General features: G+C 70.2%; 17 protein-coding genes. 9 read left to right on the top strand and 8 right to left on the bottom strand.

All coding sequences use genetic code 11. The annotated features are described in order from the left end of the window. Both NBW84_RS02825 and NBW84_RS02820 read right to left on the bottom strand, forming a co-directional pair. A partial coding sequence (locus NBW84_RS02825; protein ID WP_250281441.1) for a transposase occupies positions 1–178 on the bottom strand: 178 nt, incomplete at its 3' end. A 117-nt stretch (positions 179–295) separates the two neighbouring features. Next, entirely contained in the window at positions 296–1,042 is a 747-nt protein-coding gene (locus NBW84_RS02820; protein ID WP_250281402.1) for an SAM-dependent methyltransferase, read from the bottom strand. 105 nt (positions 1,043–1,147) lie between these two features. On the opposite strand from NBW84_RS02820, the gene NBW84_RS02815 reads away from it, so the two are divergent. From NBW84_RS02815 to NBW84_RS02785, 7 genes are all read left to right on the top strand, one after another. Beyond that, positions 1,148–1,669 (top strand): hypothetical protein, encoded by a 522-nt coding sequence (locus NBW84_RS02815; RefSeq protein WP_250281401.1) that lies wholly within the window; start codon positions 1,148–1,150, stop codon positions 1,667–1,669. 9 nt (positions 1,670–1,678) lie between these two features. Beyond that, positions 1,679–1,897, top strand: coding sequence for a hypothetical protein (locus tag NBW84_RS02810; protein ID WP_250281400.1), 219 nt, complete (start codon positions 1,679–1,681; stop codon positions 1,895–1,897). A gap of 828 nt (positions 1,898–2,725) precedes the next feature. Continuing rightward, positions 2,726–4,153, top strand: coding sequence for a sulfatase family protein (locus tag NBW84_RS02805; protein ID WP_250281399.1), 1,428 nt, complete (start codon positions 2,726–2,728; stop codon positions 4,151–4,153). Positions 4,154–4,281: 128 nt separating this feature from the next. Further along, entirely contained in the window at positions 4,282–5,208 is a 927-nt protein-coding gene (locus tag NBW84_RS02800) for a formylglycine-generating enzyme family protein (protein WP_250281398.1), read from the top strand. 132 nt (positions 5,209–5,340) lie between these two features. Continuing rightward, a complete protein-coding gene (tatA, locus tag NBW84_RS02795) occupies positions 5,341–5,667 on the top strand; it encodes a Sec-independent protein translocase subunit TatA (protein ID WP_250281396.1) in 327 nt (108 codons plus the stop codon). Between the two features lie 51 nt (positions 5,668–5,718). Further along, positions 5,719–6,714 (top strand): twin-arginine translocase subunit TatC, encoded by a 996-nt coding sequence (tatC, locus tag NBW84_RS02790; RefSeq protein WP_250281394.1) that lies wholly within the window; start codon positions 5,719–5,721, stop codon positions 6,712–6,714. Between the two features lie 159 nt (positions 6,715–6,873). Next, on the top strand, positions 6,874–9,828 hold the full coding sequence (locus NBW84_RS02785) for a DEAD/DEAH box helicase (protein WP_445548614.1): 2,955 nt from the start codon (positions 6,874–6,876) through the stop codon (positions 9,826–9,828). Between the two features lie 167 nt (positions 9,829–9,995). On the opposite strand, the gene NBW84_RS02780 is transcribed toward NBW84_RS02785, so the two are convergent. The 6 genes from NBW84_RS02780 to NBW84_RS02755 form a co-directional block, all read right to left on the bottom strand. Next, a complete protein-coding gene (locus NBW84_RS02780) occupies positions 9,996–11,231 on the bottom strand; it encodes a cytochrome P450 family protein (protein ID WP_250281392.1) in 1,236 nt (411 codons plus the stop codon). 207 nt (positions 11,232–11,438) lie between these two features. Continuing rightward, positions 11,439–11,846: a hypothetical protein gene (locus tag NBW84_RS02775; RefSeq protein WP_250281391.1), complete on the bottom strand. Its 408-nt coding sequence runs from the start codon at positions 11,844–11,846 to the stop codon at positions 11,439–11,441. Next, entirely contained in the window at positions 11,843–12,118 is a 276-nt protein-coding gene (locus tag NBW84_RS02770) for a hypothetical protein (protein WP_047224250.1), read from the bottom strand. The genes NBW84_RS02775 and NBW84_RS02770 overlap by 4 nt, the downstream gene beginning before the upstream one ends. Positions 12,119–12,189: 71 nt before the next feature. Continuing rightward, on the bottom strand, positions 12,190–12,522 hold the full coding sequence (locus NBW84_RS02765) for an OsmC family protein (protein WP_250281390.1): 333 nt from the start codon (positions 12,520–12,522) through the stop codon (positions 12,190–12,192). A gap of 99 nt (positions 12,523–12,621) precedes the next feature. After that, complete coding sequence (locus tag NBW84_RS02760; RefSeq protein WP_250281437.1) at positions 12,622–12,972, bottom strand: type II toxin-antitoxin system PemK/MazF family toxin; 351 nt, start codon at positions 12,970–12,972, stop codon at positions 12,622–12,624. A gap of 5 nt (positions 12,973–12,977) precedes the next feature. Continuing rightward, positions 12,978–13,247, bottom strand: coding sequence for a hypothetical protein (locus NBW84_RS02755; protein ID WP_250281389.1), 270 nt, complete (start codon positions 13,245–13,247; stop codon positions 12,978–12,980). A gap of 217 nt (positions 13,248–13,464) precedes the next feature. Between NBW84_RS02755 and NBW84_RS02750 the strand changes: the two genes are divergently transcribed. Together NBW84_RS02750 and NBW84_RS02745 are read left to right on the top strand one after the other, a co-directional pair. Then, positions 13,465–14,934, top strand: coding sequence for an ATP-binding protein (locus tag NBW84_RS02750; protein WP_250281388.1), 1,470 nt, complete (start codon positions 13,465–13,467; stop codon positions 14,932–14,934). A 356-nt stretch (positions 14,935–15,290) separates the two neighbouring features. After that, positions 15,291–16,306, top strand: a 1,016-nt coding sequence (locus NBW84_RS02745; protein WP_250281387.1) for a cobalamin biosynthesis protein, incomplete at its 3' end; no start/stop codon positions are given.

Here is a 16,306-nt window from a genome sequence, read left to right as displayed (position 1 = left end):
CGGTCGACCAGGCCCCGAACTCCCTCGGCATCTCCCGCCACTGCCCGCCCGTCCGGAACCGCCAGACCACCCCCTCGAACTGCGCCCGCAGCCGCCGCGGGTACGGGCCGAACCCGCCGATCGGCAGGTAGGGCTCGATGAACGCCCACTCCTCGTCTGTCAGCTGCGCCCGCGTCATGCACGACGGTCTAGATCAGACCCGGCCCACGAACGAACCCCACAGATCGATCACAACCCGATACACGCCCCCTTGTGGCGCACTGACACGTTTCTTACCGGCACCCGATTCAGCGGGTCAGGTTCGGCGGGCGACGAGCATCAGCCGGCTCGAGCCGAGCTGGTAGGGCGCGCCGTCCGGGCCTGCGTACCGCTCGATGCCGGTGAACCCGCCGTCTGTGAGCAGCTCACCGAGCTGGCGGCTGGTGTAGACGCGGTGCAGTGCCGTGGCGTCGACGACCTCACTGCCCCGGCTGAACCGGTACCGGCTGATCAGGCAGCTTTCGTCGACGTCGTACTCGGTCGTCGTCTCGACCTTGATGTCCCCGGTCCGCATGGTGCGTGGCTGGCCGCTGTAGCCCGGCAGGACGGTCTCCGCGGCCGCGGAGAAGTCGATGACGAGACCCCCGCCGGGAAGGAGTGCCCCGGCGAGGGCGGCGACGAACTCCCGGGTGCCGGCGGTGTTCAGGTAACCGAAGCTGTTCCCCAGGCACACGGCGGCGTCGAACGACGCCGACCGCGGGATCGAGCGCATGTCCGCCTGGGTGAACCTGACGTCGAGGCCGGCCCGGGCCGCCTCCCGCCTGGCATGGCCGACGGCCTCGGCCGAGATGTCGATCCCGGTCACGTGGTGACCGAGCGCCGCGAGCGCCAGGCTGTGGCGGCCGCTGCCGCACGGGGCGTCGAGAATCCGGCTGCCCGCCGCCAGGCCCAGGTGCCGCTCGACGAAGGCGATGTCGGCGGCGGTCAGCTCCGGCGTCGCCGCGCGCCGCCAGAACTCGTTGGGAAGCTCGGTGAAGAACCGCGTGTACCACTCGGCCGACATCTGGTCCGCGGAGCCCGGCGTGGCCGGGGGAGTGCCGGTCCCGCCGGAAACGAACGGGGAAGAGGACGTGGAAGACATGGAAGACGTGAGAGACGTGGAACGGGGATGACGAGACAACGCCAGAAGCTCCTCATGGTGAACATCGACATGACGACTGATGTCACCGGGCACACCGAGACCGCCACCGCGGGGCGGCGCGGCCTCGACTACCGCTGGCACTACCGGCCGGCGGCTCGGGTGGCCCGGGACAGGACCCGGGCAGCCATGGCTTCCTCCATACACATGCCGGCGAGCTGTCGCTGGCGGATGGGACACGACGGTACCAGCCTCTCCCGAACCGTCAACGCGATTCAGGTTCCCGTCCTCGCGGCAGGCCACCGCGATCGCCCATGGGATTGTCCCGCCCGGCGTCTTCGGCGGACGAGGCGACGGCGGGCGCCCGCTGGTGAAGCTACGTATCTGGGAGCCCGGCTGGCCGCGCACCGCCTGGCCCTCGGCCTTGGCGACCAGGCCGGAGCCCTCGGCCCCTCCGACTTCGTCGCGAGCATCCACACCGCCGCCACCCAGGCCCTGGCCGCCTACGGCCGCGACGGGTACGCCGCCACGGGCGGGCCTGCGGGCCGGTAGGTTGATCTCATGCGCTGGCTGCTCATCGATCTCGGTCTCGTCCTGTTGACGTTCGTCCTGCTCGTCGCGCTGGCATTGCGGGTATGGGGGCAGGTGCGACAGGTCAACCATGAGGCCGCCGAGCTGCGCGGCCGGCTGTCCACGCTCACCGAGGAAACCGCGGCGCTCGCCGCCCGGCTGGACGCCGCCGAGGTGACCGCGCGGCTGAACGAACGAATCCCGGCCTGACACGCCCACGCGGGGCCGCGCGGGCCCCGGCGTGTTCCCGAGGGTGGGCCCGGTGGGTTCGGAAGGCGGATTCCCCGGGCCGCGCGGGTCCCGGCGTGTTCCCGAGGCCCGCGCGGCCCCGCGGGCCTTCCGGACCGGTTTCCGGGCCTTCCCGGGGAACCACAGGTGCGCAAAGAACATGATCACGCCACTTTTTGGCCCCCGGCGACCCGCGGGAATCAGCGTTTCGGGCTCTCCCTTCCCGGCCCGAGCTACGCGTCCGGCGGGCGCGGCCCGCCCCTTGGAGATCTTGTTCTGATGGCACAAAGTAGTCGACGGTTTCTTCCGCAAGTACATTGACCGCGTTGCGGATCTTCTTCTATTGTTGCTCACGTGAAGCGGGGCGAGATTCTCATAGCCTGCCTGCATGTCGACTATGGGCGGAAGGCGAGCGCGCTGTGTTCGCTCGTCCTCTCCTGATGGTCGAAGCCGCGCCCGCTGTCGCGCGCTGATTTTTCGGCGGTCTATCCGCTCCGCCGGATGCCCCCGGTGTTCCCACCACACCGGTATGTCGTCATCCGGATTTTTTCTTCGCCCGTAACCGTGCGATGCCGCCTGTCCGGCGTCTTTCCGCGCGGTCCGGAATACTCGCATGCCCGGTCGAGCACGCGCATCTGACCGGACGGCGCAACAGGCTCATCGGCCATGTCGGGACCGCGCTTGCGCGCGACTGCCCCATGGCGGATTCCTCGACCGCACGGGCGAGGAACAACCGACAGCCGAAGGTGGCGCGAGCGTGCATGCACAGCCGCGCCGCCAACGGCCCAGAAAACAAAGGAGAGCACTGGAGTGAGCAAGGAAAACCAGGAGGACGAGGAACAGGGACAGGCCAGTCGCCGCGGTTTTCTCGCGGGCTCGTTGGCAGCCGCCACGGCGGCCGCGACGACCGGCCTGTCGACACTGCCGGGCCTTGTCCAGCCCGCGTCCGCGGCCACCCGGCCGAACATCCTGGTCATCGTCACCGACGACCAGCCCAAGCAGACCAACTGGGCAACCCAGAAGATCCGTAACTGGCTGGTGACCCAGGGCGTGGAGTTCACCAACGGCCATGTCACCACGCCGTTGTGCGCCCCCTCGCGGTCGTCGATCTTCTCAGGCCGCTACGCGCACAACCATGGCGTGCGGGACAACGGGCACCCCTACAACCTCAACCAGAACACCACCGTCCAGCGCTATCTCAAGCAGGCGGGCTACCGCACCGGCTTCTTCGGCAAGTACCTCAACGCCTGGAACGTCGCTGACGCCCCGCCGCACTTCGAGGACTTCGCCCTGTTGGACCCGGTCGTCTACAACGACGGCCAGTACAACGTCAACGGCACGATCAAGACGATCCCGGGCTACAGCACCCACGTCATCAGGGATTTCGCCAAGGGATTCATCCAGAATGGCACGACCGACACCCGGCCGTGGTTCCTCTACATCGCTCCCAAGGCCCCGCACGGCCCCAACACCCCGGAGCCGCAGTACGCCAACACGGTCGTACCGACCTGGGACGGCCGTCCGTCGGTCTTCGAGACCGACAAGAGCGACAAACCGGACTACATCCAGAGTGCGAACGCGACGCTGGCCGACGGCCGGGCGATACGGGAGGCGCAGTTCCGCACCCTGCTGTCGGTGGACGACGCGGTGCAGGCGATCCGCGACAAGCTGGCGGCCACCGGACAGCTCGACAACACGCTTGTCATCTACATCGGCGACAACGGATTCTCCTGGGCCGACCACGGCTGGACCAAGAAGTCGGTGCCTTACCTGCCGTCCATCGAGGTGCCGTTCTACCTGTCCTGGCCCGCGGGCGGACTGGGCGCCGGAACGACCGACAACCGTATCGTCGCCAACATCGACATCGCCCCGACCATTCTCAACGCCGCCGGAATCACCCCGACAACGCCGCAGAACGGCAGCTCGTTGTTGTCCACCTACAGCCGTGACCATCTGCTGGTCGAATGGTGGGAACAGGGCGCCCACACCGCGGGAAGCCCGCACACCTGGTCGTCCTATGTCAGCACAACCAAGCAGTACACCGAGTACTATCACCTCCACACCGATTCCAACGGTCAGCCGGTCGGCACCGGAACGGTGGCATTCCGGGAGTACTACGACCTGGCCAACGACCCGTACCAGCTGGTGAACAAGCTCTACAACGCCACCCCGGCACAGGAGCAGGCACTGGGTATCCCGGCCCTGGCCGCCCAGCTCGCCGCCGACCGCGCGAGCTGACCCCGGACGGCCGGCCGCGGTGGCCCGCCTGCCCGGGCGGGGCGGGCCACCCGTCGCTCACCGTCCCGGGCGAACCCGGGACGAACAAAAGACGAACGACGAACAAAAGACGAACAAAGAGAGACGCCGTGTCTGCTTCCTGCTGCACCCCCGGCCGTGAGCCCGTCGGCATCGCGACCGTCACGCCCGTACGCCTGTCCGCACCCCGGACCAGGCGTATGGCCCAGCTGCCCGGCGGACGCTTCCTGATGGGCACCGAGGACAACGAGGGCTACCGCGCCGACGGCGAGGGCCCGGTCCGGGAAATCGAGCTGAAGCCGTTCTCGATCGAGCCCACCACGGTGACCAACGCCCAGTTCGCCACGTTCATCAACGCGACCGGGTACGTCACCGACGCCGAGCGGTACGGTTTCTCCTTCGTCTTCGAGGGCTTCCTGTCCGAGGAGCTCAGCCGGGTCTCGCCGGCCGTGCACGCCACTCCCTGGTGGCGTGCCGTCTCCGGAGCGGGATGGAAGCATCCCGAGGGGCCGGGCTCGTCGGCCGCCTCCCGGCAGAACCACCCGGTCGTGCACGTCTCGTGGAACGACGCGCAGTCGTACTGCGCCTGGGCCGGCGTCCGGCTGCCCACCGAAGCCGAGTGGGAGTACGCGGCGCGAGGCGGGCTGGAACAGCGCCGTTACCCATGGGGGGACGAGCTGACGCCCGGTGGGCGGCAGCGGTGCAACATCTGGCAGGGCGACTTCCCGAACCTCGGCACCGGCGAGGACGGGTACCTCGGCACCGCTCCGGTGAAGTCCTACCGGCCCAACGGCTACGGCATCTACAATGCCGTCGGCAACGTCTGGGAATGGTGCGCCGACTGGTTCAGCGCCACGTTCCACCTGGCCGGGCCGCGCACGAACCCGACCGGGCCGCCCGACGGTCACGCCAAGGTGATGCGCGGCGGATCACACATGTGCCACGCGTCGTACTGCAACCGGTACCGTGTCGCCGCACGCAGCTCGAACACCCCGGACAGCTCCGCTGGCAACATCGGCTTCCGCACGGCGGCCTGAGGGTGCCCTGAGGCGTCGTATGGCCGTCACGCGCGGGACATCGGACCGTCGTCTGACGGGGCAAGGCTGGCCGACGTAGCATCAAACACGCACCGGCTGACGGGCCGGGCACCGGAGCAAAGGACGCATGCCATGACCAACCTCGGTACCCCCGAGCTTCTGATTATTGCGTTCGTCGTCATCCTGCTGTTCGGTTCCAAGAAGCTGCCCGATGCCGCGCGTTCGCTCGGGCGCTCACTGCGGATCTTCAAGGCGGAGACCAAGGGGCTCAGCCAGGACGAGCCGGCCCAGGCCGCCGCACCCTCGGCCACTGTGCCACAGCCACAGCCACAGCCACAGCCCCAGGCGCAGCCGGCACCGCGGCCCATCGAGGCCGGCCAGCCGGTCGTCAGCCCGCAGCCGGCGTCGACCGGGGTCAACGGCACCTCCGCCGCCACGGGCGACTCCACCCGGGGCTGACCGGGCCGAAGACCACCGACCGCCTTTCCCACGAGCAGGAGTAGCCGGCACGTGCCCGCGTTTCCCACGCCGCGGCGGATAGCGCAGGCGGTGCAGTTCCGCCGGACCAGAACGGTCGAGGACAGCCGGATGTCGCTCACCGAGCACCTGCGGGAGCTGCGCAACCGGCTGGCGAAAGCACTCATCGTGCTCGTCGTCGCCGCGGCGGTCTGTTTCTACTTCGAGCCGCACATCTTCAACTTCCTCAAGGAGCCCTACTGCTCCCTGCCCGCGGACGTCCGCTCCGGTGTCGACGGGCAGTGCCAGCTGGCGTTCTTCGGCATCCTCGACGCCTTCATGATCAGACTGAAGATCGCGATGGTTGCCGGGGCCGTCTTCTCCTCACCCGTCTGGCTCTACCAGATCTGGTCGTTCATCACCCCGGGCCTGCACCGGCACGAACGCCGATGGTCACTGGCGTTCGTCGGCTGTTCGCTGGTCCTGTTCGTCCTCGGCGCCTTCTTCGCCTACCTGACCCTGAGTAAGGGGCTGGAGCTCCTGCTCGGATTCAGCGGGGACGGGCTTGTCAGCGTCCTCGACGTCAACAAGTACCTCAGCTACGTCATCGCCATGCTGCTCGTGTTCGGGCTGTCCTTCGAGATCCCGCTGCTGGTGGCGATGCTCAACCTGGCGGGCGTGGTCAGCACGGCCCGGCTGCGCTCGTGGCGGCGCCCCGAGATCTTCCTGGTCTTCGTCTTCGCCGCGATCGTGACACCGAGCCAGGACCCGTTCACAATGATCGCTCTCGGCCTGCCGATGATCGTGCTGTACGAGGTCGCCCTCGTGATCGGATGGGCCAACGACAAGCGCAGGGCCCGCCGCGGCGACACCTCGCCCTACGCCGGTCTCGACGACGACGAGGCGTCACCGCTGGACCTCGACCTGCCGCATCCGATGGCGGGGGAGCCGGCAAGGCCCACGGCGTCCGCCGACCCGGTGGGCAGCGCCGTCGGCGCGGCCGGCGCCCCGGGCTCCGCAGCGGACGCCGCCCACATCGACATCACCTGACAACGCCCGGCGCCGGTCTGGCACCGTCCGGCTCCGATGGATCCCCCAGCCCCACTGGACGATCATCAGGCCTGGTCCGCCGGTCCTGTCGGAGGGCCGGCCAGGCCCGGTGAACATCCGCCCGGCAACGGCCCGGCGGCGCGGGCGTAGGCTGACGACGTGTCCACCGCGCCGGCGGGCCCGCCGTCCGGGCCCGGGGCTTTCCCCCCGGCCATACCCACGGCCATACCCACGGCCATACCCACGGCTCTGACCGGCTTCGTCAGCGGTTATCCCTTCGGTCTCGACCCCTTCCAGATCGAGGCGTGCACCGCGCTCGACGCCGGTGAGGGCGTGCTGGTCGCGGCGCCCACCGGAGCCGGTAAGACGGTCGTCGGCGAGTTCGCCGCCCACCTCGCGCTCGCCCGCGGGCAGCGCTGCTTCTACACGACCCCGATCAAGGCGCTGTCGAACCAGAAGTACACCGACCTTGTCGCCCGCCACGGCGCGGGCGCGGTCGGCCTGCTCACCGGCGACACCACCCGCAACCCGGACGCGCCGGTGATCGTCATGACCACCGAGGTCCTGCGCAACATGCTCTACGCGCAGCCCGCCGGGCGGGAACGGCTCGACCGGCTCGCCTTCGTCGTCATGGACGAGGTGCACTACCTCGCCGACCGGCAGCGCGGAGCCGTGTGGGAAGAGGTGATCATTCACCTGCCGGCGCACGTCCAGCTGGTGTCGCTGTCGGCGACGGTGAGCAACGCGGAGGAGTTCGCGGACTGGCTGGTCACCGTCCGTGGCCACACCCGGGTCGTCGTCTCCGAGCACCGCCCGGTTCCACTGTGGCAGCACGTGCTGGCCGACCGGCAGCTGCACGACCTGTTCGTCGCCGGCCCGCTCGCCGCGGGCACCCTCCCGGGCCCGCGCGGGGAGGCGGCGGACGTCTTCCCCCGCACCCGCGGGGACGCGGCGGGCGGCCTCGGGCGCGCGCGGCGCGGGGACGCGACAGCCCCTGGCACGGTGGCTCCTGGCACGACAGCCGCCCCGGTCACCGGCCCGGACGCGGCCGGGGACACAGGCCCGGCACGTCCCCGGATCAACCCGGACCTGATCCGCCTGTCCCGGCAGGACAGCCGCCGCCCGCCACGGCCGCGGGGCCGCGGCGGCGGGGCGGTGGCCCCGCCGCGCGAGCGGCCCTGGGTGCCCAGCCGGCCCGAGGTCGTCCGCCATCTCGACCGCGCCGGGCTGCTCCCGGCGATCACCTTCGTGTTCAGCCGGGCGGGCTGTGACGCCGCGGTGTCCGCCTGCGTGCGCGCCGGCCTGCGGCTGACCACGACGGAGGAACGGCAGACCATCCGCGAGCACGTGCGCGCCCGCACCGCGAGCATCCCCGCGGACGACCTGCGCGTACTCGGCTACTGGGAGTGGCTGGACGGTCTTGAGTGCGGCATCGCCGCGCACCACGCCGGGATGCTGCCCACGTTCAAGGAAGTGGTCGAGGAGCTGTTCGTCCGCGGCCTGGTGCGGGCCGTGTTCGCCACCGAGACCCTGGCGCTGGGCATCAACATGCCGGCGCGCACGGTTGTCCTGGAGCGGCTGAGCAAGTTCAACGGCGAGACCCGCGCCGACATCACCCCGGGTGAGTACACCCAGTTCACCGGGCGGGCCGGGCGGCGCGGCATCGACATCGAGGGGCACGCGGTCGTGCTGTGGCAGCCCGGTCTCGACCCGGTGGCCCTGGCGGGGCTGGCGTCGGCCCGCACCTATCCGCTCCGGTCGTCGTTCCGGCCGTCGTACAACATGGCCGTCAACCTCGTCGGGCGACTCGGGCGGACCGAGGCCCGCAGCGTTCTTGAGTCGTCCTTCGCACAGTTCCAGGCCGACCGCGCGGTCGTCGGCCTGGCCCGGCAGGTCCGCCGCAACAGCGGCGCGCTCGACGAGCTGGCCGCCGAGCTGACCTGCGAGCAGGGCCCGGTCAGCGAATACGCGCGCCTGCGCGAGGAGATCCGCGCCCGCGAGGCGGCGCTGTCGCGGGAGGGCGCCAACCGCCGCCGCGCCGAAGCGCTCGAGGCGCTGTCCCGGCTGCGGGTCGGGGATGTCGTGCGCGTCCCGGCCGGCCGGCGCAGCGGCCTGGCGGTCGTGCTCGACCCCGGGGTGAACGGCCACGGCGACGACGGCCCGCGCCCGGTCGTCCTGACGGTGGACAGGCAGGTCCGCCGGCTCTCCACGGTCGACTTCCCGGTGGCCGTCGAGGCGCTGGGCCGCGTCCGGGTGCCGCGGACGTTCAACCCGCGCTCGCCGCAGTCGCGCCGTGACCTGGCGTCGTCACTGCGCCAGGTCGACGTCCCGCCTGAGCAGGGGCGGCGGGCCCGGGAGCGGGCCGCCGCCGCGGACGACACCGAACTCGCCCGGCTGCGCCGCGCGCTGCGCGCCCATCCCGTGCACGGCTGCCCGGAGCGGGAGGCGCACCTGCGCGTCATGGACCGCCACGCGAAGCTGCGCCGGGAGACCGACACCCTCCAGCGGCGCATCGAGAACCGCACGAACACCGTCGCGAAGATCTTCGACCGGGTGTGTGCGGCTCTGGAGACGCTGGGCTACCTGCGGGGTGACACCGTCACCGCCGCCGGCGCTCTGCTCAGCCGTGTCTACACCGAGCAGGACCTGCTCGTCGCCGAATGCCTGCGCGACGGCGTGTGGGAGGGGCTGTCACCGGCCGCGCTCGCCGCGGCGGTCTCCACGCTCGTCTACGAGCCCCGCGGCGAGGAGGCGACGGCGGCGAAGACACCCGGCGATCCCGGGCTGCGGGACGCGCTTACGGCCACGGCCCGCATCGCCGGCCGGCTGCGTGACATCGAGGCCGGCCACGGACTGGACTTCCTGCGCCCGCCCGAGCCCGGATTCGCCTGGGTGGCGTTCGGCTGGGCGTCCGGAGGCTCCCTGGAGAAGGTCCTGACCGACTCCGGTCTGGACCTCACCGCCGGCGACTTCGTCCGCTGGATGCGTCAGCTCATCGACCTGCTCGACCAGATCGTCCAGGTCGCCCCGGAGGATTCGACCGTGCGGGGTGTCGCCCGCGCGGCGCTCGACGCCGTCCGCCGCGGCGTCGTCGCCTACGCCATGTCGATATAGCTCCCTGTAAGGGCACGGCTCCCTGCGGTACGGCGTCCCAGGCCGATACGGCGGCCTTTATCTGATCTTGTATTTACCCTGTTTGTCACCGCCGCGGACGGTCGCGGCTCCTATCCGTCCCGCTGTCGTCAGATGCCGCTTTCAGGCGCCGCTTTCATATAGCGCCTTCAGGTGCCGCCGAAGCGGACCGGGAGCTCGAGGAGGCCGCGGAAGGACGACGCCGCGGGCAGCCACTGGAGGTTCTCCGGCGCCACCTCGAGCGCGAGGTTGGGCAGCCTTCGCAGCAGTGTGCCGATGGCGGTCCGCGCCTCCATCCGGGCCAGTGACACACCCAGGCAGTAGTGGACGCCGTACCCGAAGGCCATGTGCGGGTTGTCCGTCCGGTCGACGTGCAGCCGGTCGGGGTCGGTGAAATGCGCCGGGTCGTGATTGGCCGCGTTGAGGACGACGGTGACGATCGAGCCTTTCGGAACACGCACCCCGCTGTACTCGACGTCCTCCGTCGCCAGCCGGAAGCTCGCCACCGGGACCGACCCGTTGAAACGGAGCAGCTCCTCGATCGCGCCCGGCAGGAGGTGCGGGTTCTTCGTTATCAGGTCGAGCTGGTCCGGGTTCGTCAGCAACGCGGTGACCGCGTTCCCGATGAAGTCGGCCGTTGTCTGGTGACCGGCGAACAGCAGCAGGAACGCGGTCGAGACCAGCTCCTCCTCGGAGAGTTTCCCGCCGCCGTCACGGGCCGTGATCAACGCGCTGATCAGGTCGTCGCCGGGCCGGTCACGCTTGTTCCCGACCAGCTTGGTCAGATAGGCGTAGAGGTCCTGCTGGGCCTCCTGGATGGCGGCCCGGTCCTCCTCGTTGCTGCGCCCGGCCGTGCCCTGGGTGCGGATGACCTGCGTGCCGCTGAAGAACTGCTCGCGGTCCTCGACCGGGACGCCGAGAAGTTCACAGATCACGTTCATCGGCAGCGGAAGGGCGAACTCGCCGATCAGCTCGGCACGGCCGGCGGGCACGATCGCGTCCAGCAGTTCGTCCACGAGCTGCTGGACGCGGGGGGCCAGCGCCTCGATACGGCGCGGGGTGAACGCCTGGGAGACCAGGCGGCGCAGCCGGCTGTGTTCCGGCGGGTCCGCGTTGAGCATGTTCCTGTTCAACGCGACCGACTTCTCACCGAAAACCTGCAGGTAGAGGTCCCCGGCCCGGTCGATGTCCTTGCTCAGCCGCGGGTCGGAGAGCACCGCTCTCGCGTCGGCGTACCGGGTGACCATCCAGGTCTCGAACCTGGGCGTCTTCACCCGGCAGACCGGCGCGTTCTCCCGCAGCCGGGCGTACGTCGGGTACGGGTCAAGACGGAATTCCGGGGTGAACAGCTCGGCCGCGGGAACCGCCTGTGTGACTTCACTCATACTGGATTCCTTCTGCTGGATGCTTCCACCCGTGAAATCGAGGGCGAAAACGGCTGCTGTCACGACCGTTCAGTCCCTCGGTCGCGTGATTCGGCCGTGTTCGACGCACGCGCGCACGTCACAGCATCGACAGTATGAGACCGGAGCCGCCTGCGCCCGTCGACGATGAGCGCGACGAAAATAACGGTGAAAACTGTTTCTCAACCGTCAGAGCGGAATCAGGCGGACGCCGGGGCCGCATAGTCGGGCCATGTCACCCGGATCGGATGTGATCATGGCTACTGGCCCTCGCTGACGCAGCGCCATCTCCGCGACCATGGCGTCGATGGCGTACTTGTGCCCATGTAGGTTCGCGGCCCGCAGCAGTGCCGACGCGGCTCGTGCGGCATCCCTGGTGAGGGATTCCACCTGGACGCGAGCGAGGATCCAGGTCATGCGCGCCGCGTCTGTTCTGGGGTGTGTCGCTTCGATGATGGTTGCGGCGCAGGTCCTGACCCTCCATTCCATGCGCTGTGCCCCGTCCAGGACGACCATGACCCTTCGCCGCCCCTCGACGAAGCCGGACAGTCCCGCGCAGTCAAGAACAAGGGTCCCCTGCGTAGCTGAGACTTTCACGCAGCGTCGTGCTCCTGCGCAACCGTGCCGGTGAGCGCTTCATGCGCCCAGGCCCGCTCGTCGTCTGTGAACGCGCCGTGCTCTTCCTGGTAGACACGGATGTCCTCGGCGAGGAGTTCGCGGCGAATACGGTCCTCAATCATCTTTGCGACGAAGCCGGAGAACTCGCGTTTACCGATCAGCTCACGTACGGCGTCAGCGGTCCCCTGCGGAAGGGACAGGCTCAACCGAGTGGAAGGACCTTCACCCAGCGGGTATTCATGGATACTCATATGGGTACTGTAACATTTCTGCTGTTACGACAGCGGCGTCGTCACGTCCGATCGGTTCACCGGCCGGGCGCCTACACCCGTATCCGGACGAAGGTGGGCTGTATGTCGACCTCGCAGCGCAGGCTGTTCGCGATGTAGCACGCCTGGTGGGCCAGCTCCACCAGGCGGTGCAGCCGCTCGAGCGGGACGTCCCCGGCAACCACGATGCGTGGCCGCAGCAGGAGCTGTTCGGGGTTGGGGCGCTCGGGTGAGCCGCGAAAGGCGGGATCCGCGCTGAGCTGGACGCTTACGGACGCGGGCGGGCATTCGCCGTGATGCTCCCGGCCGTACGCCTCGTAGCCGGCGGCCGTCGAGCCCTCCCACTGGCAGCGGGCCCGATACCGGTGCCGCTCATGCTGATCCACGCAGCCTCCTGACGAGGGCGGTTTCTCACCATCAGGACGTCGGCGGCTTCGATAACCGATAACCGAGTACCAGCGGCCTGCTGGAAGCGGGGTGGCGGGTCAGCGGAAGGCGACCATCTCGCGTAGCCACTCGCTCAGTTCGGCGATTTCGGTGGCCGACGCGCTGCCCAGCGGCGCGGACCGGGCGAACCGCCGGGTGGACACCGCCGTGATCTCTTCGGTGCGCGCCCAGCTCCGCCTGTCCAGGCCGGACTCGGGGGAGTCGATGCGCACGTGATGGTCCAGGCCCCGGTCCCGCGTGGTCAGGGGCACCACGAGGGCCATGTCGATCGGGAACCGGCAGTGCGTCGCCGAGCCGACCACCACGGCCGGGCGTAGGTGGCCCTGCTCGTGCCCGATCGGCTGGCCGAAGTCCACCAGCCACACCTGCCAGGGCGCGAGCCTCAGCATCCGGCTCACCGGTTGTACTCCGGGTACTCCTCACGCGCGTCGGGCAGGCCGTCGCCGGCCGCGTTGTCGGCCGGCCGCGCCTCGGCCTGGTAGCTGGCCCACTCGTCAGGGTCGGCGCGCAGCTCCTCGTAGCGTCGCATGATGCGGTTGATCTTGTGTTCCCGCACCAGATGCCGGACCGCCTCGCCCAGGGACACGCCGTGGAAGTCGCGTTCGGCGATCTCCGCCAGCTCGTCGCGTAGCCCGCTGTCAAGCTGCATGGACGTCGTAGCCATAGGCTCCAGTATGGCATGTGCTATAGATCGTGCCGTGGCGATGCCGGTCGAAGACCGGGTGCGTACAAGCGGGATCTGCGGTGTGGGCGGGGTGCGGGCTCTCGGGTCATGGCGGAGCGCACCGAACGCGACAGGAAGACAATAGTATAGGTCGAGTTATAATAACTTGAGATATCCATGATGGGAGGCGCGCTGGGAAGCGTCACTGGGAGGGGCGATGGACAAGCCTGCCGAGATGTTCGACCGCGACTTCGAGTGGGCCGAACTGGCCCGCTTCGCTCGTTATCCGGGTGGCGAAGCGACCCTGGGGGTGGTCTCCGGCCGGCGGCGACAGGGCAAGACGTTCCTCCTCGACGCGGTCACCCGTGCCGGTGGCGGTTTCATGTTCACCGCGACCGAGACCACCGAAGCCGATGGCCTCAGGCAGTTCGGTGCGGCGCTGGCCCGCTACCGCGACGAGCCAGCACCCTTCCGCTTCGCCCACTGGGACGAGGCCGTGAACCAGCTCATGCGGATCGCCACCGATGGGCCCACCACCGCCGTCATCGACGAGTTCCCCTTCCTCGCCAAGGCGTCACCCGCGCTGCCGTCCATCATCCAGCGCGCTCTGGACCCCGCCGCGCAGCACGGCAACACACCCGTGCGTCTGCTGTTGTGCGGCTCCGCGCTGCCCTTCATGGGCCGGCTGCTCGCCGGCAACGCCCCGCTGCGCGGCCGCGCGGGGCTCGAACTCGTCGTTCCCACCCTCGACTTCCGTACCGCCGGCCGGTTCTGGGAGATCACCGACCCGCGCACCGCCGTACTCACCCACGCCGTCGTCGGCGGCACCCCCGCCTACCGGCGCGAATTCACCCAGGGTGACGTCCCCGCCGGCCCCGACGACTTCGACGACTGGGTCGCCCGGGCCGTCATCAACCCCGCCCGGCCCCTCTTCCGCGAAGCCCGTTACCTCCTCGCTGAGGAACCCGACCTGCACGACGTCGCGCTCTACCATTCCGTGCTGGCAGCCATCACCGCCGGTAACGCGGCGCGCGGCGGGATCGCCGACTACCTCGGCCGCAGATCCACCGACCTCGCCCATCCGCTGAGCGTTCTCGAGGACGTCGGCCTGATCCGCCACGAGCCCGACGCGTTCCGCCGGAACCGTTCCACCTATCGGATCGCCGAACCCCTGGTCACCTTCTACCACGCCGTCATGCGCCCCTACTGGGGCGATCTGGAACGGCCGGGCCGGGCCCCGGCCGTGTGGCGGCGTGCCGGGCCCACCTTCCGTAGCAAAGTGGTCGGCCCGCACTTCGAGAACCTCTGCCGCGAATGGGCCCGCTGGTACGCGGTTCCCGACACGTACGGTGGCCACTCCTACCGGGTGGCCGCAGGGGCCGTCAACGATCCGGCGGCCAGGACCAGTCACGAGGTCGACGTCGCGGTCCTCGGCCACGACGAATCCGGCCACGACGTCCTGCTCGCCATCGGTGAGGCGAAGTGGGGCGACGTCATGGGCCTGCGCCACCTGCGCCGCCTCGACCACATCCGTGGACTGCTGCGCACCCGCCACGCCGCCCCCGCCCACCCGACACGCCTGATGTGTTTCAGCGGCGCGGGTTTCACCGACGAGCTACGGCAGGCCGCTGCCGAGGACTCCACCATCCAGCTTGTCGATCTACACAGAATCTATTACGGTGAGTAATTATGCGAAGAGGGTCCCGGTACGGCTGAGCCTCTCACGCGATACCATGCCGCTACGCGGCCTCGCCGGTGATCATCTCATGGGCCCAGGCCCGCTCATCGTCGCCGATGGACGCATAAGGGCCGATGGACGCATGAGGGACGCGGAGGAAGCCGGTGGAAGTTCCCCTGACATCGACCGGTCGACCTGGCGGGCCGGGCCCGGGCGCCATGCGTCCCGCGGGGCTTCGCCGCGGCACCGCCGCCCCACACGCTGAACGTCCGATTATGCCAAGTTACTGATCGTACCAGGTAGTCGATCATTCCGCCGGGCCGGTACGGCTGGCGTGACCCGTCTTCGTGCCAGGGAGAACTCCCGTGTCCGGATGGTTGCGTGCTGTCGGGCTGCTCGCCGGCGCCGCGCTCGACGCCGCCCTCGCCGACCCGGCGCGGCGGCACCCGGTGGCGGCCTTCGGGGGCGTCGCCAACCACACCGAGCGGCTGCTCTACCGCGACAGCCGGGCCGCCGGGCTGGCCTACACCTGCGCCCTCGCCGGCGGCACTGTCGCCGTCGGCGCCCTGGCGCGCTCCGGGGTGACCAGGGCCGGCCGGCGGCTCGGCTGCCAGCGGGCCGCCTCGGTGGCGCTGACCACGGCGGCGACGTGGACGGTGCTCGGCGGGACGTCCCTGCGCCGCCACGGCCGTCGCCTCGGCGGCGAGCTCCTGCGCGACGACCTGCTCGCCGCCCGTGGCCGCCTGCCGTCGCTGTGCGGCCGGGACCCGGCCGTCCTCGACCGCGCCGGGCTGTCCCGGGCGGGGGTGGAGTCGCTGGCCGAGAACACCTCGGACGCGGTCGTCGGGCCGCTGCTGTGGGGGGCGCTCGGCGGTGTCCCGGGGCTGCTCGGCTACCGGGCGGTCAACACCCTGGACGCGCTGGTCGGCTACCGCAGCACCCGGCACGCCCGCTTCGGCTGGGCCTCGGCCCGCCTGGACGATCTCGCGAACCTGCTGCCGTCCCGCGTCGCCGGGCTGCTGGCCTGCGCGTGCGCGCCGGTCGTCGGCGGCTCGTGTGTCGACGCCTTCTGGGTGATGCGCCGGGACGGCCACAGCCATCCCAGCCCGAACGCCGGCCAGGTGGAGGCGGCGTTCGCCGGCGCGCTCGGGCTGCGCCTCGGCGGGACGCTGCGCTACCACCACGGGGTGGAGCACCGGCCGGTGATGGGCTACGGCCGGCCGGCCGTACCCGCCGACCTGGAACGGGCCGCGGTCCTCTCCGCCGCGGTCAGCGCCTGCGCGCTGCTGCTGGCCGCCGGTGTCGCCGTGGCCACGGCGACGGCCCGGTCGGCGCTGGGCTCGGCACAGGCCGCCGCACAGGCCGCCGCACAGCCCGCTTC

Origin of the sequence: Protofrankia sp. CiP1_Cm_nod2 (assembly GCF_920664355.1) — a bacterium.
In the GTDB taxonomy this organism is placed as follows: Bacteria; Actinomycetota; Actinomycetes; order Frankiales; family Frankiaceae; genus Protofrankia.
The sequence above is the reverse complement of the archived record's forward strand: the minus strand, read 5'-3'. Positions and strand labels throughout refer to the sequence as shown.